21 protein-coding genes and 1 pseudogene are annotated in these 19,259 nt (G+C 42.0%); 12 read left to right on the top strand and 10 right to left on the bottom strand.

The features are described from left to right. The first annotated feature begins 329 nt into the window (after positions 1-329). From JI65_RS14730 to sdaAA, 7 genes are all read left to right on the top strand, one after another. Entirely contained in the window at positions 330-527 is a 198-nt protein-coding gene (locus JI65_RS14730) for a hypothetical protein (protein ID WP_191017924.1), read from the top strand. Continuing rightward, complete coding sequence (locus JI65_RS14725; protein WP_197971961.1) at positions 524-1,099, top strand: hypothetical protein; 576 nt, start codon at positions 524-526, stop codon at positions 1,097-1,099. The genes JI65_RS14730 and JI65_RS14725 overlap by 4 nt, the downstream gene beginning before the upstream one ends. A 486-nt stretch (positions 1,100-1,585) precedes the next feature. Continuing rightward, complete coding sequence (locus tag JI65_RS14720; protein ID WP_191017923.1) at positions 1,586-1,816, top strand: hypothetical protein; 231 nt, start codon at positions 1,586-1,588, stop codon at positions 1,814-1,816. After that, the gene (locus JI65_RS14715; RefSeq protein ID WP_191017922.1) at positions 1,809-2,222 is read left to right on the top strand and encodes a type II toxin-antitoxin system VapC family toxin; all 414 of its coding nucleotides are present in this window, start codon (positions 1,809-1,811) and stop codon (positions 2,220-2,222) included. Before JI65_RS14720 ends, JI65_RS14715 begins: the two co-directional genes overlap by 8 nt. A 340-nt stretch (positions 2,223-2,562) precedes the next feature. After that, positions 2,563-4,023, top strand: a complete 1,461-nt coding sequence (locus tag JI65_RS14710; RefSeq protein ID WP_191017921.1) for an alanine/glycine:cation symporter family protein — start codon at positions 2,563-2,565, stop codon at positions 4,021-4,023. Continuing rightward, the gene (gene sdaAB, locus JI65_RS14705) at positions 4,010-4,672 is read left to right on the top strand and encodes an L-serine ammonia-lyase, iron-sulfur-dependent subunit beta (RefSeq protein ID WP_191017920.1); all 663 of its coding nucleotides are present in this window, start codon (positions 4,010-4,012) and stop codon (positions 4,670-4,672) included. Before JI65_RS14710 ends, sdaAB begins: the two co-directional genes overlap by 14 nt. A 12-nt stretch (positions 4,673-4,684) precedes the next feature. Beyond that, complete coding sequence (gene sdaAA, locus JI65_RS14700; protein WP_191017919.1) at positions 4,685-5,563, top strand: L-serine ammonia-lyase, iron-sulfur-dependent, subunit alpha; 879 nt, start codon at positions 4,685-4,687, stop codon at positions 5,561-5,563. A gap of 391 nt (positions 5,564-5,954) precedes the next feature. Here sdaAA and JI65_RS14695 read toward each other — a convergent pair whose 3' ends face one another. Both JI65_RS14695 and JI65_RS14690 read right to left on the bottom strand, forming a co-directional pair. After that, a complete protein-coding gene (locus tag JI65_RS14695) occupies positions 5,955-6,452 on the bottom strand; it encodes a pyridoxamine 5'-phosphate oxidase family protein (protein ID WP_191017918.1) in 498 nt (165 codons plus the stop codon). A gap of 17 nt (positions 6,453-6,469) precedes the next feature. Further along, positions 6,470-7,441 (bottom strand): Gfo/Idh/MocA family protein, encoded by a 972-nt coding sequence (locus tag JI65_RS14690; RefSeq protein ID WP_191017917.1) that lies wholly within the window; start codon positions 7,439-7,441, stop codon positions 6,470-6,472. Positions 7,442-7,970: 529 nt separating this feature from the next. Between JI65_RS14690 and JI65_RS14685 the strand changes: the two genes are divergently transcribed. The 5 genes from JI65_RS14685 (at position 7,971) to JI65_RS14665 (ending at position 14,648) form a co-directional block, all read left to right on the top strand. Continuing rightward, positions 7,971-9,257, top strand: a complete 1,287-nt coding sequence (locus JI65_RS14685; RefSeq protein ID WP_191017916.1) for an ABC transporter substrate-binding protein — start codon at positions 7,971-7,973, stop codon at positions 9,255-9,257. A gap of 115 nt (positions 9,258-9,372) precedes the next feature. After that, positions 9,373-10,257: a carbohydrate ABC transporter permease gene (locus JI65_RS14680; protein WP_191017915.1), complete on the top strand. Its 885-nt coding sequence runs from the start codon at positions 9,373-9,375 to the stop codon at positions 10,255-10,257. A 15-nt stretch (positions 10,258-10,272) separates the two neighbouring features. Continuing rightward, positions 10,273-11,106, top strand: a complete 834-nt coding sequence (locus JI65_RS14675; RefSeq protein WP_191017914.1) for a carbohydrate ABC transporter permease — start codon at positions 10,273-10,275, stop codon at positions 11,104-11,106. A 19-nt stretch (positions 11,107-11,125) separates the two neighbouring features. Further along, positions 11,126-12,301: a glycoside hydrolase family 88 protein gene (locus JI65_RS14670; RefSeq protein ID WP_191017913.1), complete on the top strand. Its 1,176-nt coding sequence runs from the start codon at positions 11,126-11,128 to the stop codon at positions 12,299-12,301. Positions 12,302-12,530: 229 nt separating this feature from the next. Beyond that, positions 12,531-14,648, top strand: coding sequence for an alginate lyase family protein (locus tag JI65_RS14665; protein WP_191017912.1), 2,118 nt, complete (start codon positions 12,531-12,533; stop codon positions 14,646-14,648). A gap of 49 nt (positions 14,649-14,697) precedes the next feature. On the opposite strand, the gene JI65_RS14660 is transcribed toward JI65_RS14665, so the two are convergent. The 8 genes and pseudogenes from JI65_RS14660 to JI65_RS14625 form a co-directional block, all read right to left on the bottom strand. Beyond that, positions 14,698-15,096 (bottom strand): hypothetical protein, encoded by a 399-nt coding sequence (locus JI65_RS14660; RefSeq protein WP_191017911.1) that lies wholly within the window; start codon positions 15,094-15,096, stop codon positions 14,698-14,700. A gap of 240 nt (positions 15,097-15,336) precedes the next feature. After that, on the bottom strand, positions 15,337-15,774 hold the full coding sequence (locus JI65_RS14655) for a DUF6678 family protein (RefSeq protein ID WP_191017910.1): 438 nt from the start codon (positions 15,772-15,774) through the stop codon (positions 15,337-15,339). Positions 15,775-15,854: 80 nt separating this feature from the next. Continuing rightward, positions 15,855-16,301 carry a hypothetical protein gene (locus JI65_RS14650; protein WP_191017909.1) on the bottom strand — a complete coding sequence of 149 codons (447 nt, stop codon included), beginning with the start codon at positions 16,299-16,301 and terminating at the stop codon, positions 15,855-15,857. Positions 16,302-16,767: 466 nt separating this feature from the next. Further along, a pseudogene (locus JI65_RS17800) lies at positions 16,768-17,225 on the bottom strand (WapI family immunity protein). A gap of 127 nt (positions 17,226-17,352) precedes the next feature. Next, entirely contained in the window at positions 17,353-17,622 is a 270-nt protein-coding gene (locus JI65_RS14640; protein WP_191017907.1) for a hypothetical protein, read from the bottom strand. Between the two features lie 126 nt (positions 17,623-17,748). Further along, complete coding sequence (gene lepB / locus JI65_RS14635) at positions 17,749-18,282, bottom strand: signal peptidase I (protein ID WP_191017906.1); 534 nt, start codon at positions 18,280-18,282, stop codon at positions 17,749-17,751. A gap of 58 nt (positions 18,283-18,340) precedes the next feature. Next, positions 18,341-18,766, bottom strand: coding sequence for a putative toxin-antitoxin system toxin component, PIN family (locus JI65_RS14630; RefSeq protein WP_191017905.1), 426 nt, complete (start codon positions 18,764-18,766; stop codon positions 18,341-18,343). Beyond that, complete coding sequence (locus tag JI65_RS14625; protein ID WP_191017904.1) at positions 18,766-19,050, bottom strand: type II toxin-antitoxin system RelB/DinJ family antitoxin; 285 nt, start codon at positions 19,048-19,050, stop codon at positions 18,766-18,768. Before JI65_RS14625 ends, JI65_RS14630 begins: the two co-directional genes overlap by 1 nt. Between the last annotated feature and the right edge of the window lie 209 nt (positions 19,051-19,259).

The raw sequence follows: 19,259 nt of genomic DNA, 5'->3' as shown, positions 1-19,259 counted from the left end.
GGACTACCCCCAGTCATTCCTAGAGTTTTTTCACCATACCGCGTGCATCCGCGTCGAAATTTGCAAGTCGTCATTCAGAGCGTTCCACGCTGTCATGTCGAGCGAAGTCGAGACATCTACTGTTCCAAGACGATAGTAGACCTCTCGACTACGCTCGAGGTGACAAAAAAGGTAATTCCAGAGTGGCTACCCCCGTCATTCTAGAGTTTTTTCACCATCCGCGTGAATCTGCGTCTATCCGCGTCGGAGAGCTGGAAGCTGACTTTCATCTGTGTAAAATTTTTCAGATTTGTGGTACAATGAAGCAAAATACGTGGAAGGAGGATATTATGACTTACGGAAAATATGTTCGCTGGCAAGATTTGCCGGATTCGCCAGGAAAACGCGTTTTGGAAGAAATCTTGACCACACCGCCTGTGGACTATGAAGCAATGCATCAAAAATCGCTCCAATATCAGCAGGAACTTTTTGATTTGTGGGCTGAAGAAGACAGACAAAAAGCTGAACAGGAGGCAAAGGTCAAATGATGGTCTTTCCTGTTGAGGACAAGAATTTTTATGTTCAGCATTTGGCTGAAAATCCAGCAAACCTTACCGAGATAAATTCATTTTCGATAAGCCGAGAAAGTGGGGCAGGGCTTGAAAATTATCTTAAGAATATTGCGCCAAGCGATGAAGAGTCAAGTTTTGCCCGCACTTATCTTGTAAAATCAAAGTCAAGCCACGAAATTGCCGCTTACTTTACTTTGCGAAATGGTTTGTTCACTCTTGAACTGAACGATGATAATTTTTATACGATTCCTGCGATTGAGCTTTCCAATTTTGCCGTAAATTCCGTGTTCCACTCAAATCACCCGGAGATTGAAAAAATAGGTTACACAGTTCTTTCTGACTTCGTGCTTCCGATTGTGAATTTTATCCGCTCGTTTTCGGGCGTAAAAGCTTTGTACATTTACGCTTTGCCAGAAGATAAGCTAATTTCGCATTATGAAAGAATGGGATTTAGACGGCTTGCTCCTGAAAAAGAAAAATTCGTACACAGCCATGTAAAACCAAAATACGATGACGGCTGCATTTTTATGTATCAATTGCTTGCGTAGTTGTGCTTTGAGCTGTAAAAAATAGCCCCCGAAACAAGTTCGGGGTGACGTGGCAAGCCCGGTAATGACCCGAAAACTGCGACCAATCCGCGTCGAAATTTGCAAGTCGTCATTCAGAGCGTTCCACACTGTTATGTCGAGCGAAGTCGAGACATCTACTGTGCCCGGACGATAGAAAATATGGAGAAATCTATCGCGTGGAGACCTCTCGACTACGCTCGAGGTGACAAAAAAGTAATTCCAGAGTGACTACCCCCATCATTCCTGTTTTCACCATCAGTGTCCCTTCTGTGTTTATCTGCGTCAGTGGAACGGCAATTTAAACTTTTCGCTCCGCAACATTTTGTTTCGCCGTTCCTCTCAGTTTTTGTTCTAAAAACTGAAAATTGTGTTTTATACAGTTTTTTTGTGGTACAATAGGGGAACGAAAAAAGTGGAACTTTAGAATATGGCTAATTGTTCAAAACTTTTGCAGGAGGTGATTTAATGCTTGCAGTAAATGGATATTATGACGGAAACAATTATATTGCCGAGGGTAATGTGGTGGCCAAAACGAACCAAAAAGTAATAATTACATTGCTCGATGATTATTTGCCATTCCGCCGTCCTCGTTCACTTTCTGAAATAAAATCCTATATGAACGGTGCAACAAGGTCTGTTCCGAAAGGAATTACGGCAGTTGATTATATCCGTCAGCTTAGGGATGAAAATGAGTAAGATATATTTTGATACGACTCCTATAATATATTTTCTCGATGATGAAAAGCCGTTTTCTGATAAAATTGCGACCTTTATTTATAATCATCAAAATGAAGACGATTTTTATCTTACATCAACTATAACTGATGCTGAATATCTTGTTTTTCCATATCGAACAGGCTCTGAAGAAAAAATTAGAGCTTATGAAGCATTTCTCAAGGATTTTTATTTTCAAATTATCGAGCCAAATCGGGCTATAACAAAAATCGCTGCAAAACTTCGCGCAAAATACAAAGGTTTAAAGGGAATGGATGCAATTCACATTGCAACAAGTACTTATTATGGTTGCGATATATTCTTGACCAATGATGCTCAGCTTAAACAGGTTATCGAAACGAATGTTCTCTTGGTTGATGATATGTAATATCCGCTCGAACTCATAAAATCAAATCTGCGTTCCACACTGTCATGTCGAGCGAAGTCGAGACATCTACTGTTCCAAGACGATAGTAGACCTCTCGACTACGCTCGAGGTGACAAAAAAGGTAATTCCAGAGTGGCTACCCCCCATCATTCCTGTTTTTCATCATCCGCGTGAATCTGCGTCGAAATTTGCAAGTCGTCATTCAGAGCGTCCCACAACCTACTAGACAAAACTTCTTTTTCCTGTAAGAATGCTTCATCTGCATTGGCGCAGGTCTTGTAATGAGGCCTGCGCTTTTTTTTTGCCGTGCGGCTCGTCCCGTGGGCGTCAGGAGGAACACATGACTAAATTGATTACAGATGTGAATAACGCGGTGAACGGCGTTGTTTGGGGGACATTCGGTATTGCGCTTCTGCTTCTGGCAGGTATTCTGATGACCGTGATAAACCGCGGATTTCAGTTTACGCACATTGCGTTGTGGCTTAAAAAGACAATCGGTGCGATTTTCCGCGACAGGCACATTACGGCTCATACCGGAAAAAGCAGCAAGTCAATTTCGCAGTTTCAGAGCCTTTGTACCGCAATGGCTGCCACAATCGGAACGGGAAACCTTGTCGGCGTTGCATCTGCAATTATCCTCGGAGGACCTGGGGCGATTTTCTGGATGTGGGTCATGGCACTATTCGGAATGATGACGAACTATTCTGAAAACGTTCTCGGAATTTTTTTCAGAAAGAGAAGTGAAAGCGGCGAGTGGCGCGGAGGCGCGATGTACTACTTAAAATACGGCTTTGGCGGTTACAAGGGGATGAAGCAGGTCGGAGCCGTTCTTGCAGTTATTTTCAGTGCGTTCTGCCTTCTTGCGAGCTTCGGAATCGGTAACATGAGTCAGGTGAATTCGATTGCCGGAAATATGGAAAGTGCGTTTTCAATTCCTTCGTGGGTAACTGGAATCGTTCTTGCGTTGGTTGCGTGCGTCGTAATTCTCGGCGGACTTAAGCGCGTTGCAAACGTTGCTGAAAAACTCGTTCCGTTCATGGCACTCCTTTATATTGTGGGTGCGCTCATCGTTATTCTGGTTCATGCGGAAGCTGTTCCGGCAGTATTCAAGGCAATTTTCCGCGGTGCATTTGCGGCTAAGGCAGCCGGAGGCGGAATCGTGGGCTACGGAATCAAGCAGGCGATTACGATGGGATTCAAACGAGGTGCTTTCAGTAACGAAGCTGGTCTCGGTTCTTCGGTAATGGTTCATTCAAGCTCGAACGTAAAGGAACCAGTTCAGCAGGGAATGTGGGGAATCTTTGAAGTCTTTGCCGACACAATCATCGTCTGTACGCTCACGGCACTCGTCGTTCTTTCGAGCGGTGTCGTTGACCTTGAAACTGGTGCGGTGATTTCTAAAAATGACGGAGCGGGTCTTGTAGGCGAAGCTTTCAGTACGGTATTCGGCGGCGTGGGTGCTCAGTTCATTGCAATTGCAATCCTTCTTTTCGCATTCTCGACCGTTCTCGGATGGAGTCACTACGGAGCAACCGCCTGGCAATATCTTTTTGGCGAAAAAACTCTCTTGATTTATAAAGCGGCCTTTTTAGTGATGATTTTCTTTGGCTGCACGATGAGTTTGAATCTCGCCTGGGATTTGAGCGACACTTTCAACGGACTTATGATGATTCCGAACCTTATCGGCGTGATTTCTCTGAGTCCTTTAATCGGAAGAATTACAAAAAACTACCTTGACCGGGAAATTCTTAAAAAAGAGGTTGAACCGCTTGTAACGGCATGGAAAGATGACAGTATTTGATATTTTGGGGCCGGTTATGGTCGGCCCTTCAAGTTCGCATACGGCAGGAGCGGTGCGGATTGGTTTGGTGTGCAGAAAACTTCTCGGTGATGAGCCTGAGACTGCTGAAATCCTACTGCACGGCTCGTTTGCCCAGACAGGGCGCGGGCACGGTACTGACCGTGCGATTGTTGCGGGTCTTCTCGGTCTTGAACCGGATGACCTTTCGATTCCGAAAAGTTTTGAACTTGCAGAACAGCGCGGAATGTCTTTTAAAATCGGGACGGTTGAACTTGAGGATGCTCATCCGAACACCGTCCTTCTTAATTTGAAGGCACGCGGAGGGCGTTCGTTAAAAATTCAGGCGTCCTCAACCGGGGGCGGAAGAATCTGCATAAACAAAATCGACGGAATTGAAGCCAACTTTACCGGCGACTATCCGACACTCATCGTTCATAACCTTGACCAGCCCGGACACGTTGCGGAAGTTACTTCAATGCTTGCGCACAAGTCTGTGAACATTGCCACAATGAACCTGTACAGGAATAAAAGGGGAGGGTATGCGGTAATGGTCATTGAGACTGACCAGCATGTGCCTGATGATGCAATTGCATGGCTTCATCGTGTTGAAGGTGTAATAAAAGTAACGTATCTTGATGCAGGAATTTAAAAGGATTTAAAAATGGCTTTTGAAAGCATGAAAGCGTGGTGTTCCCTGTCTGAAGAAAAACAGGCATCGCTATTTGAAACTCTTCTCGCAGACGACTGCTCTGAAAGCGGAATGACTCGGGAAGCTTCTCTTGAAAAAATGACTCATTTGTGGAACGTAATGAAAGAAACTGCGTCTGGATATGACAGGGATTTGCGTTCGCAGAGTTTTCTTTCCGGCGGAGACGCCGAAAAATACCGCATTTACAAGGAAGGTGGCGGAGCTTTAATCGGGCCGTTCGTTTCAAGCGTGATGTATTACGCACTTTCTACGGCAGAATCAAATGCTTGTATGAGGCGAATCGTGGCATCTCCTACTGCCGGTTCCTGCGGCATACTTCCGGCGGTTTTAATTCCTTATGCGGAGCGTTTTAAAACAGATGACTCAAAGATAATCGAGGCACTTTATGTCGCTGCCGGAATTGGTTCTGTAATTGCATGTCGTGCAAGTATTTCCGGTGCTGAGTGCGGATGCCAGGCAGAAATAGGCGCGGCTTCCGCAATGGCTTCGGGTGCGCTCGTTTACCTTCAGGGCGGTTCCTGCAAGCAGGTGTGCAATGCAGTTGCCATCGCGTTAAAAAGCCTGCTTGGGCTTGTGTGCGACCCAGTTGCAGGCCTTGTAGAAGTTCCGTGCATAAAGCGGAACGTAATCGGTGCCGTAAATGCAGTCACTTCTGCGGACATGGCTCTTTCCGGCATAGAAAGCAGGATTCCGGCCGACGAAGTTATTGACGCGATGAAGTCTGTCGGAAAAGCACTCCCAGAGACTTTACGCGAAACAGCCCTCGGTGGACTTGCCGCAACTCCGACCGGTAAGGCGATTGCAGAAAAACTCAGTAAGCTGACGAGCTAGCATAAATGCTGGCGGTTGGTCTTTCTGGCTCTGGAGGCGAGTAACTGTATGGTGAAAGTCAAATAAAACAGCTGGGAGACGTGCAGTGAGCCGAATCATAATGATTCTGATAATCATAGCGCTTTTGTTGCTTGGTTATCCGGTATGGTAAACTGCTTTCTTCGCACTAAAAAGTAGAAGAGCATAAAAAAACCGCCTAGTCTACCACACTAAGCGGTTGTACCCGAATGGGTATTAATCCATGTATGAAGACCAACCATAACTTTGGTTGCGCTTCTTTCATATAGTATATCGTAGTTCTGTGTAAAAATCTATAGATTTTTCACGCTTGTTAGTTCGAGTTTGGCATTTGCGTACTCAAATCTGGAAAAATCTGTTTTAAATTAACGAGCTAGCATAAATGCTGGCGGGATGAAAATCCTTCTTTTTTAAGTTCCGCGTCGAGATAGTCGAATTCACTCGGCGTGATTTTTATCAGCGGCATGGCTCTCGGAAGGTTTTTCATCGCTTCGACGGGAATCTTTTTTATTTCAAGGAGTTTGAGGTATTCGTCGCTGAATGGTTCGACGATTTCGGCTTTGCCGGTCACCTGAACGCTTTTTAAGTTGTTGAATCCGCTGAACGGCTCAAAAACCGAAAGCGCGACATTTTTGTTTTCTTTTAGCGCCTTGAATTTCAGCCCGCCTTCCGAAAAAAGGTAGAATTTTCCGTCGCAAAAAATGTATTCAATCGGCGTGCAGCGCACGAACTCCGCGCATGAAGTTGCAAGCGCGCATGTGTTGTGCGAATTCAAAAAGGCTGTGATTTTTTCTTTTAACGCGTCTTTTTCCATTTTGACGGAATCCCGGTCTTTTTTAATCCAGAATTCCGCAGCTTCATCATAATCCATAATTTTCCTTCCTTTTTTTATTTTTCCTGCGGGTAGACAAGTCCCCAGTCTTTTCTGATGCCGTCCATCTGCTTCATTATGTAGAGCGTGTCGGAAAGCGGCATTGAAGTGCTTTCGGTTCTGCCTTCGGAAAGGCATTTTTCGCATTCCAAAAGCTCGTATTCGTAGCCCGTAATCTGCGGAGGAACGTCGATTTTTTTGATGAGCGTGTCGCTTGAATCAAAAACGCTTACCGACTGCGGATTGTTTATGTTTTCAACCACGATATAGCCGTTTTCGCCGTAAAAAATTCCCTTGCGGTCGCTTCGGGCATAAATTCCTGCATTGAGAACCGCCATTTTTCCGTCGCGGTAAAAAATCGTGATTGATTCCATTCCGTCAACGCCTTTGTCCGTCATCTGCACGGAACTTTCTATCCTCTCGATGTCGGTTCCGAAGTGCATTGCGGCAAAATTCAGCGTGTAAACGCCGACGTCAAGAAGCGCGCCTCCTGCGAGAGCCGGCTCAAGAATGCGCTCTTTGTGAATCATATTGTATGAGAGGTTTGCCGTAAGGACTTTCAGTTTTCCGATGATTCCGCTTGAGAGTACGTCGTTTATTATTTTCCGGCTCGGCATGTAGCGCGTCCAGATTGCTTCGGCAAGAAAAACGCCGTTTTCCCGTGCAAGCGCGATGATTTTTTCAGCCTGCTTTGCATTCAGCGTAAATGCCTTTTCGCAGAGAACCGGCTTTTTGTGATTAATGCAGAGTTCTGCGTGCTCGGCGTGATGCGAGTGGGGCGTTGCAATGTAAACGAGGTCAACTTTCGGGTCGTTTACAAGTTCCTCGTAGCTTCCGTATGCTTTTTCCGCGTTGTATTTGCCTGCAAAAGTCTCGGCCTTTTCAAGCGAGCGCGACGCTACCGCATAAAGTTTTACTGTTTTCATTTTGGACATTGTTTCTGCGAGAGTTCCTGCAATTCGTCCTGCTCCGATTATTCCAACATTCATGCCTAAAATTATATTCGCCTTTTTTCAAAAAAGGAAAATAATTGTTAAAAAAAGAAACTAATTGTTTGTTTTTTCAAACCCTTTCAAATTTTTCGTAAAACTTGCCATTTTTCTGAAAATGTTCGGCGGTCTGCGAATGTGCAAGTTGCCCCGACTCCGCTCAACCACCAGAGCGTCCCACACTGTCATGTCGAGCGAAGTCGAGACATCTACTGTTCCCAGACGATAGTAGACCTCTCGACTACGCTCGAGGTGACAAAAAAAGGTATTCCAGAGTGGCTACCCCCCATCATTCTAGAGTTTTTTTCACCATCTGCGTGAATCCGCGTGAATCTGCGTCAGAGAACTTGCGCGCGGACTTTGAAAATTTCATTTTCCATTTTCCCTGTCATAAAAGTATATGCACTGTCATAAAAGTATATGTTTTTATTGCATAAACTAAGATAATTTTTACATTCCTTTTTGAAAAATCCCCCTTAAACTTACTATAAAAGTATTTCGAATCTTTAATTCCAAAAAGGGGGACTTTATGAAAAAAATACTTGCTACAGTTATGGCTGGTCTTGCAGTTTGCGGGCTTTCAATGTTCACTGGCTGCAATAATAAGGAAAAGGCTCAGAAAGAGAGCGGACCTGTTACTTTAAAATGGGCTTTGTGGGACTGGGATGCCACGGCTTACTACAAACCGTTGATTGAGGCTTACAACACGACTCACCCAGACGTAAAAATCGAGCCATTGGATTTGGGTTCTTCAGACTATCAGACAATGCTCAGCATTCAGCTCACTGGCGGCGACGACAGCATTGACGTTGTAACCGTAAAAGACATTCCTGGCTACAACACGTTGCAGAAAGCTGGACAGCTTGTAAATCTCAACGATTTTATCAAAGAAAAAGGAATCGATACGAGCCTTTACGGCGGTACTACAGAACAGATTACAGTAAACGGAAACTTGTATGCACTTCCGTTCCGAAGTGACTTCTGGGTTGTATTCTACAACAAAGATTTGTTCGACAAAGCCGGAGTTCCATATCCAACGAACGACATGACTTTTAGCGAGTACGACGCACTTGCACGCAAAATGACATCTGGAAGCGGGGCTGAAAAAGTATATGGCGCACACTACCACACATGGCGAAGTGCAGTACAGCTCTTTGGCGTGCTTGACGGAAAAAACACGATTGTAGGCGGAAAATATGACTTCTTAAAGCCATACTACGAGACAATCCTTAAACAGCAGAATGACGGAATCGTTCAGAGCTATGCTCAGCTCAAAACGACATCAACACATTATTCAGGTGTTTTCTACAACAACAGCGTAGCAATGCTCAATATGGGAAGCTGGTTCATCGGTACATTGATTCAGAAAGTTGCAGCTGGCGAGGCTTTGAGCAAGAACTGGGGAATTGTTAAATATCCTCATCCGGACGGAGTTCCTGCAGGAACAACATTGGGAACAATCACTTCTTTGGGCGTAAGTGCTGCTTCAAAGAAAAAGGAAGCTGCTCTTGATTTTGTTCGCTTCGTAACTGGACCTGAAGGCGCGGAAGTTATCGCAAAAACAGGAACATTCCCTGCAATCAAAAATGAAGCCGTAATCAAAACAATTTCTGGTATGGCAGGATTCCCACAGGACGAGAACAGCGCACAGGCACTTGGCGTAACAAAAACTTACCTCGAAATGCCGTTGCATGAAAAGGCAGCTGAGATTGAAGTTGTTCTTAACCAGCAGCACGACAACATCATGACAGAAAACGTTTCTATTGATGAAGGTCTTAAAGAAATGGAAAAAGGCGTATCTGCAATCATTAAGTAGCCTCCTTTAGGAAAAGCACTTTTGGCAGGATAATGTATTCTTCGCTCGGCTTGCATTGTCCTGCCATTTTTTTGAGCTGAGTTTGAAAATTAAAAAAAAGGAGGACAAAATAAAAATGACTTCAAAGCAACGTACACTCAAAAATAATTTAGTCGCGTACAGCTTTATAGCTCCTAACTTTATCGGTTTTGCCGTATTCACTCTGGGACCAATTTTATTCGCATTCATTCTTGCATTTTTAAACTGGAACGGTTCTGGTAACATCAGTTTTGCAGGATTATCTAACTTTAAGAAACTTATAGCAGACGCATCGTTTAAGGCGGCTCTTAAAAATACAATCATTTATAGTATCGGTACGGTTCCTTTGACAATGGTTTGCGCGTTGGCATTGGCAATCGTATTGAACCGCAAAATATTCGGCAGGAACTTTTTGCGAACGGTAAGCTTCTTTCCGTATGTAGCTTCGCTCGTTGCCGTTGCCGTAGTTTGGAACATGCTTTTTAACCCGGCGAAAGGACCTATAAACATGTTGCTTACATATTTTGGCGTTTCGGAAAAAAATCTTCCGGGCTGGGCGGCAGATAAAAACTGGGCGATGATTACTGTTATCCTTTTTAGCGTCTGGAAAAACATGGGATACTACATGGTCATTTACCTTGCGGGTCTTCAGGGAATCAACCCGGAGCTTTACGAGGCTGCAAACCTTGACGGTGCGAACAAATGGCAGCAGTTCATTCATGTTACTATTCCACAGCTCAGTGCGACCACATTCTTCGTTTCAATCATGCTTACGATTGACTGTTTTAAGGTTTATGACCAAATCTACATGATTACGCAAGGCGGCCCTGGAACTTCTACCCTCGTACTTGTCTACCACATTTACAATACTGCGTTCGTTTCGTGGGATTTGGGCTATGCAAGCGCGATTTCTATGGTTTTGTTCGCTCTCGTACTCGGAGTGACTTTGTTCCAATTCTACATGGGCAAAAAAAGACACTAATAAAAGGGGCAAAAAATGAATACAAATAGAATTCAAACAAAAACGAATTTTTTCGTAGTTGCTGCACTGGTCTTTATTGCCGCAATAATGCTCCTTCCGTTTTTATGGATGCTTAGTGCGTCATTAAAACTCGACAAGGACGTTTTTACGTTCCCGATTCAATGGATTCCAAAAAATCCCCGATGGGCGAACTATAAAGACATTTGGACAAAAATTCCTTTGGGAATCTTCGTGTTCAACACAGCAAAACTCACTGTCATCATCACGATTTTGCAGGTTGTTACATCGAGCTTTGCGGCTTACGCTTTTTCAAAATTGAATTTTAAGGGCAAAAATGTGCTCTTCTTAGGCTACATTGCCACAATCGCAATGCCGTGGCAGGTTTACATGGTTCCTCAGTTCATTTTGATGAGAAATTTTCATTTGAACAACACGCACCTTTCGATGATTTGTCTTCAGGCATTCAGCGCGTTCGGGGTATTTCTTATGAAGCAGTTTTACGAGAGCATTCCGGATGAACTTTGCGAAGCTGCGCGAATCGACGGAATGAACGAATACAAAATCTGGTGGAGGATAATGCTTCCTCTTTCAAAACCGGCTCTTTCAACGCTTACGATTTTTACGTTCGTAAGAACGTGGAACGACTTTTTGGGACCGATGATTTACCTTACCCGAACGGAACTCAAGACGATTCAGATTGGACTTAGAATGTTCATCTCGCAATATTCTTCCGAATATGGACTTATTATGGCGGCTTCGGTCGTAACGCTCATTCCGGTTCTTATAGTGTTCCTTTCGCTGCAAAGATTCTTCGTTCAGGGAATTGCCGCAACAGGTATGAAAGGCTAAGCGAAAAAGGAGCTATTATATGGAAGAATTTAGAAAAGCACTGGATATTGCGATAAGTCAGGTACGAAAAAACATTCCGAATTTTACAGAAAAATGCCAGAATCACTCTTCTGTGAACGGATTTTATCCTCCGTGCGAAAATGACCAGTGGACGTGCGGATTCTGGCCGGGAGAACTCTGGCTTTCTTACGAGGCGACCGGCGAAAAAGTTTTTCGCGACACTGCGGAAGTTCAGGTAAAAAGTTTTATAAACCGAATTGAAAAAAAAATCAGCGTTGACCATCACGACATGGGATTTTTGTATTCACCTTCCTGCGTGGCCGCATGGAAAATAACGGGGGATGAAGATGCCAAAAAAGGCGCGATAAAAGCGGCAGACCAGCTTCTTGGGCGCTGGCAGGAAAAAGGTCAGTTCCTTCAGGCGTGGGGCGCAATGGATTCAAATGACAATTACCGCTACATAATCGACTGTCTTTTGAACACACCGCTTCTTTATTGGGCTTCTAGGGAGACTAAAAATCCTGAGTACGCAAAAAAGGCACGGCTTCACACTGCAACCTGCATGAAAAATTCCATTCGGGAAGACGGTTCGACCTACCACACGTTTTTTATGGACAGACAGACCGGCGAACCGCTTCGCGGAGTAACTTGCCAGGGCTACAAGAATGATTCTTACTGGGCCAGGGGGCAGGCGTGGGGAATTTACGGAACGGCACTTGCCTACCGCTATGACCGGCGCGAAGAATACAAGGCGATGTTCCAAAAAACGCTGGACTTTTATCTAAAAAAACTGCCAAAAGACATGATTCCGTATTGGGACATGATTTTTAACGACCAGAATGCAAGGCACGACGGCGAGACTGAGCCAAAGGATTCTTCCAGTGCCTCAATCGTTGCCTGCGGACTTTTGGACATGGCGCGTCAGCTCGAAGAGGGCGGGGCGAGAGACTCTCAGGACGAAATAAAACGCTACCGTGAACTCGCCGAAAAAATGATTCGCTCGTTAATCGAAAAATATTCGGTAAAAGATTCGGGCGTTTCAAACGGACTTGTACTGCACGGAACGTACAGCAAAAAGTCTCCGTACAACACCTGCACCCCGGAAGGCGTGGACGAGTGCGTAAGCTGGGGCGACTATTTTTACATGGAAGCGTTGACCAGAATAACGAACCCGAACTGGACACTATATTGGTAAAAATACGAAATCTTGAAGTCGAGTTTACGACCAAATAAAAATGCGGTAACGGGAAGAAAAGCAAGCGGCTGATTTGTCATTCTGAAGGTTCGCAAGCGAGTGAAACGAGCGCAGTCGAATACCTATTACCTTCAGCCATGACAAAAGCAGACGCGCTTTTCTGGAAGTGGACGCATTTTTTAAGTTGACTTATAAACTCGACATTTGATTTGTAAAAAAGGGGATAAAAATGAAAGCAGAAGAATTTTTTAATCAGAATAAACACTTCTTTTTTGAAGACAGGGATGCGGTTGCTTCTTATGTAAAAGAAAACTGCAAGGAAGATTTTGAGCACATAAAAAGGGTTGCCGATGAAGTTTGCAACAAAGTGTTCATTTTTGACTTACGTTCGGACATGGAGCGCACTTGCGTTCCTGTAAAATTTGAAGGCGAAATTGACTGGCTAAGACAGCCTGCCGACGACCCGGAATGGATTTATGCATTCAACCGAATGAAATACTGGATTTGCCTCGGACAAGCTTATGCCGCAACAAAAGACGAAAAATACGCAAAAGCGTTTGCGGAACAGCTTGTTTCGTGGGTAAAAAACGTTCCTCATACCGAGAAAAATGCCTTGGCCTGGCGAACGATAGAAGTTGGGCTTCGCATGGAATTCTGGCTAAAAGCCATGTGCTACTTTAAGGGCAGCCCGAACATTACTGACGAGGTTATGACGCTTTTTGTTCAGAGCATGACCGAGCACGCGGAATTCATAATGACTGTATGGAACAGCTACAATCTTATGAGCAACTGGGGCGTGCTTGCCAACCACGGACTTTTTATGGCAGGCGTAATGCTTCCTTCAACGGAGCGCACAAAAGAATACGTTGCAGAATCTTTAAGGCGGCTTTCTGAGGAACTTTCGATTCAGGTGTACGAAGACGGAGCGCAGTGGGAACAAAGCCCAATGTATCACAACGAAGTGACTCACGATTTTCTGGACATTCTGATTCTTGCGTTCAGGAACGGAATAAAACTCGACGGCAGCTTTACGGACAAAGTTCTTCACATGATTTATGCGGCGATTTCTTACCAAAAACCTGACGGAAACGAGCTTTGCTTTGGCGACAGCGACGAAATTGACCGCAGGGACAACGTAACGACCGCGGCGGCGATTTTTGGCGAAAATCCTTTCTACGAAAAGTTCTCGAATATTTTCAAAAAATACGGCTACGAAAAGGTAGATTTTGACAGCGCATGGGACATTGGCGAAAAAGGAATCAAATTTTATAACGAGCAAAAGATTTCTGAGGATTCTGATTTTAATTTGAATCTTGAGTCGAGCGGAAACTATTTTTTGCTGGAAGAAGACAAAAAAAATCGGAAAAACAGCACGTTCCTTCACTTTCACTGCGGAACTCTGGGAGCCGGTCACGGACACTCGGACCAGCTTCATGTGAGCCTTTACGCGAATGGCGAAGACCTTTTAATCGATGCAGGTCGCTTTACCTACGTGAACAAGCCTGAACGCTTTGAATTCAAGGACAGCACGGCTCACAACACGTGCATTGTGGACAACAAGAATTTTTATGAATGCAGCGACAGCTGGGGCTGCTCAAAACTCAATCGCGCCGTAAACCGTGCGTTCAACCAAATCGGTCAGTACGCGTACATTGAAGGCGGTCACTTGGGCTACATTGACTTTGCGAATGGCGGTGTGTTCACGAACCGGCGGGTAATAAAACTCAGGAAAGACCTTTTCGTGATTGCCGACGAATTCTACACGGGCAATGCCCACAAATACAGTCAGTTCTGGCATTTTAACAACACAGGAACGGTTTTGAGCCAGACTCCAAAAAATAGCGATTCAGTGCAAAAATTCAGATATTCGAGCAAGCAGAATGATTTGGATTTGGTCCAGATTGCAGGAAACGCGTCTTCTTTGTATGAGTGTTCGATTATTGATACAAGATTTTCAAAGCACTACAACGAGGCTGAGGAAAACAAGACTCTAAAAACCGACTGGGACGCAAATGGATTCACTTCTTTGTACACGATTCTTTCGCTTAACAAGGCGGGCGAAGCTCAGGATGTTACTGTAAAAAAACTTCCGGTTTATTCGAACTTTAAGAATATTGAATTTACGAGCGACGTAATTGAAGCCCTTGAAATCCAAAAAGGCGACGAGAAATTCACGCTGGTTATTGCCCACAAAGAATACGCAAGCCCAACAGACACATTCTGTGCCGGCGGAGAGGGCCTAAAAACCGACGAAACGAACTTCCAAACCTCAAAAGGTGGCCTTACCGGTTTTGGAAACGTAGTCGTCTTCAACAAAGCGGGCGAGAGAACAGTCTTGCTCTCGTAGCGTAAAAATACAAACGGCGTACCACTCGATTTGGTACGCCGTTTGTATTTTATCTCTGCACGGCTGCTAATTTTTGTGCAATTTGGCGTACAGTTTCCAAAGGAAGGTCTGTGAATTGTGCGATTTTTTCTAGCGGTAACGAGCCTTCTTTGAGCATTTCCTCAGCGACTTCAATGTTGCGTTCTGCGCGAGCTTCTGCGCGTTCTTCCCTTGCAAAGTCTTCCATGATTTTATACATTTGCGCTACCCCCTGTTCATCTTCTTTTAGATATCTGACTTTTTCTGCAAAAATCTTGTTTTTCATGTCTGCTGACTTTTTACATGAAAAGTCATGCATCAAATCACCGATTGGATCATTACCCCGATACTGCCCATTTACATAGATAATGTGGGTACCGTCGTTAAAGTCCGTTCCAAGTTCCTTTATAATTCTTTCAATATGATACAATGGTTTGCTTCCTTTTAGAACATCATTCTTGGTTATGAAAATGACATATGTTTCTGGAAGACATTCTAGGTTCATTTTGGGAACAGTTTCGTCAGCGTCCATCAAGGCTGAATTATATCTGGCACTAACAACATGACCAGCAAAAAATTTAGCATGAATAATATGATTCTTTTTGTCATTTTTTATCTCTGCATAGTCTACTGAGATTGATTAGTTATATAATCAATCTCATCTTTTGAATTACTTTGTTCTGCGGTAGCCGTAAATAATATACGTTCCGTGCTGCTCCTCGTATGGAATATTATATTTTTTTAGGACTGCAAGAAAAGCCTCGGTCTCGTTAATTACTTTGTCTTTGATTAACCGCCCCTGATATTTCAGCAAGCGAGGCCGAATTTTTATCCACTCCACAGCATAAAAGGGAACGGCATAAATGTCTCCGCCCAGATAATTATCCATGTACAAGCCCCAATCACCGGTATGATGAACGTCCTCGTCAAAGTTATGCCAGTCTGTTTCCTGCTCATCCACAGATTTTATTACAAATGGCGGAAGAAACGGCAATTCGGATATGCCCTTTTTCAATTCCGACCATTTTGTATTGTTCATAACAGAGCACAAGCCTTCATCTTGAATTATTTTTCTGATTTTCGCCTTGTATTTTTCAGTTTCACTCATACAACCGCTTCTTTGCCCCGACGTTAAACGGCGAACCATAGACCGCCGTTCGTTTTGAAGTTTTAGGTTTACTTATTTTGTCAGATTGAATCATTTAGTGAAAAATTGTTCCAAAGTATTTTTTCAATATCATCAAAGTTATTTTCGATAAACTTAATTATTTTTTCACCAGCGAAAGTTATGGTACCCTCATGGGAATAATAAATCATTATCTCGTTATCTTCAAATGCTAAAACTAGTTCTGAAAACCAAGCAAAATCAATTTCATTTGAACTGCATTCCCGAAAGTATGAACCGTTGCACTCAAATTCACTTATTTCATAAATTGATTTATAATTTTTTTGCAAGAATTCTTTTATTTTCGTCGGTAAATTTGTCTTAAGAAATTTGTGGATATTAAATGCTACAACTGGTTTAAAATGTGTTTCAGAAAGGGGAAACCAGTATTTTTGGTGCGTAAAACCAAATTTTTCTTCCAAGTTGATTAGTATTTCAAGTGCTTTATTATCATCAATTTTCCTGAACATTTTCTTCCCGTTTTTTTTCTAAAGCCATGCGTCTTCCTGCACGCAGAGTTTGTCAGATTGAATCATTTATTCAAAAATATTTTACTAAGCACCACACTAATATAAAGGGATAGGGTGTAAATATTACAGTAATAATAAAACTAAAAATACTATAATCCTTCTGTAAGTAATTTTTTTATTGTTATAATAATAAATGGCACTCCAATTAGAGAAAGTAATGATAAAGTAAATAGGATTGTTATTAGACAAACTCCCAATGCACCAACAGGGTGGCTATCGTATCTCGCTGAATCTATTATATTGTAAAAGAACTTATTGATAAGGAACAAAAGGAAAATAGAGACTACAATAGATGCAATAATAAGAAAAATATTTAATATTACTTTTTTTGTTTTCTATTCTTTTTTCTTCCCTAAAAAATTAGACTAGTGCGTGTTCATGTTTACTGTGCGGTTTTACCTGATTGTTATTTTCTTTCAGGAAACTTTTCGTATTCTTTTTTACACATTTTGGCTATTTCTTCACATTGGTCTGGTGCAAAAGAAAAGCTATACTTAACGACACCGCTTCCTTTATAAAAGGAGGGTACACATTCAAGACTTAATTCAATGTCAAAGTTTATTGAGTTGCTTATTTTATTTGATTCTTTTAATTGAAATGTAAGATTCGGTTCTATAAAACCTAATCCATCTCTCTTCAGATGCTTAAAATTTGCTCTGTCGGAAAACCATTGTGCAATCGTCAACCAATCATATGATAGTAAAAACGGATCTGTATTTTTCCATTTTTTTGATTATCAATAACTTCAATTTTTATTTGAAGCCAATTTTTATCAAATTTATCATCACCATCAAAATCTGGAAATTGATAATTCTCAGTTTCCAATAAAATACTCTGATTTTGATTATTAGTAAATGAAACCATATAGCAAGTCCTTTGAAAATCTACAAATTCTCCAAGCGTCCTCTAAATGCACAGACTCCAAGAATAGCCGTAAAAACTGAGAAAAGTCTTAAAAAAATTCTGAAGTTTCTGGCTTTTGATTATGCGCTTAAACTAACCAAGCGTTTATAAACTGTTTGGTTATCATCATTTTGCCATATTCTGTAGTTAGCGGATATGCGTCTCCAAAGTCAACAACTTTTCCAGACGCATCAAAAACTTTTCGCCCTTTTACCATCAAATTTATATTTCTCGAAATGCCGTTTTCCTTTATTTCCATTATTAAAATATACTTTTCTTCTGATATGCCGTTGGGTATCAGCCGAACTTTGATTCCGTTTTTCATCTCGATCCAAATATTCAATAAAATATTTTCCAAAGCAAGCCTGCCTGTTAAAAGTTTTTTGTTTCCCGGAGAAACTTTTCGTCTTCGTTTCTTTCTTTTTCATTTTCGCTTTCAGTTCCTCAATGTGTGCTTGTCCCGTCGTCGGCTGTGAACATTTTATTATTCTATTATTCTAATTTTCTTAAGTGGATTATTCATATCCGAAACATACAAGACTTTTCCTAAAACACATTCACAAGAAATTGGTCCTTTACATCGGCTATCTAAACTGTTCCACCGATTATCGCATAAAACAAAAATATTGTTTTTGGGAACTGTAGTCTTTTCTAAATTCAAAAGAAAACTGTCGTACTTATTATTCTTAGGCTTCATCGTTTCATCAAAGAAACAGTATTTTTCGTCCAGTTTTTCGCCATTTAAGTAAACAATATTGTCTTTGATTTCTATGGAATCATTTTCTTTGGCAACACATCTACTGATACAGTAGATATCTTCATTTTGATATATTAAAACATCTCCGTAATTAATATTGCTTTTATATTTTTCTGAACATTGAACAACAATTCGTTCTCCATAGTTTAATGTTTTTTCCATAGAACCAGACGGAACAAGACAAGTTCTTTTAGCACTGGAATAGTGCCACGTTGATGTTGACAATAAAAATATTGCTCCAATTAATAATGATATTTTCATATTTTTCTCACGCACCTGAAGTTGCGATCTTCCCCCGCCGTTGGCGACGAACTTCTTGCTAGGCGATTTCTTTTTTTATAATTTCAACCAATTCTGTTGGTGTTACAACAAACGGCTTTTCGGGAAAATGTTTTCCATTCCCAGTTACAAGAAAAGCATCTTTGTCTTGAGCCGATAATGTTACCGCATAAAAAATAACATCCTTTGGGTCAGGCATTACTTCGTTTACTTCTGTCAATTCTGTAACTTTTATTCCATTGTCCATAATATCTTTCAAAAGATTTATGATTATATTTTCTGGAAGTTTAAACTTATCTCGTCTGAGCACTTCATTATATTCTTTTACAATTTCATCTGAATAAACAGGAACAATATTTCCGTTTGCAAGGAAATGCAAAATCTGAACTGTTGGAGACTTTTCATTTCTGGTTATCAAAGCTGATACAAGAACATTTGTATCAATAACGACATATTTTCTTGTCATTATTTACTAGCCCTTGCTGCAGCGATTTCTGCATTGATTTCATCAAGAGACAGTTCTGGAACATTGTTTTTTTGGATTGAATTTCTGGCCTCTTTGTAAATGTTCCAGCGTTCGGAGAGAGTATCATTTCTCAATTCAAAGGGGAGACCACCTACGGCTATACTTTTTTTGAAAAAGATTCTGACGGCAGTAGGCAAATCCAATCCGAGTGATTCGTAAATATTTGTAACATCTGTTTTTATCTCTGCATCTACTTTTATCTGAACAAGAGCTGTATGTGTCATACCAACACCTCCAAAAGTATGTGTTTGAATATATAATAGCATACTTTTGTTAGTTTTACTATATACTCAAATATCGGGCTTTCCCCCGCCCGTCCGCTTTGAAACGTTGATGTGATTTTACACCAATTTTTCATAATCTCTTTTTGCGTAAAATATATGCATTATCGTGATTTCTTTTTTGTTTTCATCATCTTCTACTAAATACAAAG

The organism is Treponema zioleckii (genome assembly GCF_014737315.1).
Lineage (GTDB): Bacteria > Spirochaetota > Spirochaetia > Treponematales > Treponemataceae > Treponema_D > Treponema_D zioleckii.
The sequence above is the reverse complement of the archived record's forward strand: the minus strand, read 5'-3'. Positions and strand labels throughout refer to the sequence as shown.

What these genes read in the sequence shown, in the direction of transcription:
- JI65_RS14730 (WP_191017924.1), top strand. Translation starts at nt 330, where the DNA reads ATGACTTACGGAAAATATGTTCGCTGGCAAGATTTGCCGGATTCGCCA.
- JI65_RS14725 (WP_197971961.1), top strand. Translation starts at nt 524, where the DNA reads ATGATGGTCTTTCCTGTTGAGGACAAGAATTTTTATGTTCAGCATTTG.
- JI65_RS14720 (WP_191017923.1), top strand. Translation starts at nt 1,586, where the DNA reads ATGCTTGCAGTAAATGGATATTATGACGGAAACAATTATATTGCCGAG.
- JI65_RS14715 (WP_191017922.1), top strand. Translation starts at nt 1,809, where the DNA reads ATGAGTAAGATATATTTTGATACGACTCCTATAATATATTTTCTCGAT.
- JI65_RS14710 (WP_191017921.1), top strand. Translation starts at nt 2,563, where the DNA reads ATGACTAAATTGATTACAGATGTGAATAACGCGGTGAACGGCGTTGTT.
- sdaAB (WP_191017920.1), top strand. Translation starts at nt 4,010, where the DNA reads ATGACAGTATTTGATATTTTGGGGCCGGTTATGGTCGGCCCTTCAAGT.
- sdaAA (WP_191017919.1), top strand. Translation starts at nt 4,685, where the DNA reads ATGGCTTTTGAAAGCATGAAAGCGTGGTGTTCCCTGTCTGAAGAAAAA.
- JI65_RS14695 (WP_191017918.1), bottom strand. Translation starts at nt 6,452, where the DNA reads ATGGATTATGATGAAGCTGCGGAATTCTGGATTAAAAAAGACCGGGAT.
- JI65_RS14690 (WP_191017917.1), bottom strand. Translation starts at nt 7,441, where the DNA reads ATGAATGTTGGAATAATCGGAGCAGGACGAATTGCAGGAACTCTCGCA.
- JI65_RS14685 (WP_191017916.1), top strand. Translation starts at nt 7,971, where the DNA reads ATGAAAAAAATACTTGCTACAGTTATGGCTGGTCTTGCAGTTTGCGGG.
- JI65_RS14680 (WP_191017915.1), top strand. Translation starts at nt 9,373, where the DNA reads ATGACTTCAAAGCAACGTACACTCAAAAATAATTTAGTCGCGTACAGC.
- JI65_RS14675 (WP_191017914.1), top strand. Translation starts at nt 10,273, where the DNA reads ATGAATACAAATAGAATTCAAACAAAAACGAATTTTTTCGTAGTTGCT.
- JI65_RS14670 (WP_191017913.1), top strand. Translation starts at nt 11,126, where the DNA reads ATGGAAGAATTTAGAAAAGCACTGGATATTGCGATAAGTCAGGTACGA.
- JI65_RS14665 (WP_191017912.1), top strand. Translation starts at nt 12,531, where the DNA reads ATGAAAGCAGAAGAATTTTTTAATCAGAATAAACACTTCTTTTTTGAA.
- JI65_RS14655 (WP_191017910.1), bottom strand. Translation starts at nt 15,774, where the DNA reads ATGAGTGAAACTGAAAAATACAAGGCGAAAATCAGAAAAATAATTCAA.
- JI65_RS14650 (WP_191017909.1), bottom strand. Translation starts at nt 16,301, where the DNA reads ATGTTCAGGAAAATTGATGATAATAAAGCACTTGAAATACTAATCAAC.
- lepB (WP_191017906.1), bottom strand. Translation starts at nt 18,282, where the DNA reads ATGAAAATATCATTATTAATTGGAGCAATATTTTTATTGTCAACATCA.
- JI65_RS14630 (WP_191017905.1), bottom strand. Translation starts at nt 18,766, where the DNA reads ATGACAAGAAAATATGTCGTTATTGATACAAATGTTCTTGTATCAGCT.
- JI65_RS14625 (WP_191017904.1), bottom strand. Translation starts at nt 19,050, where the DNA reads ATGACACATACAGCTCTTGTTCAGATAAAAGTAGATGCAGAGATAAAA.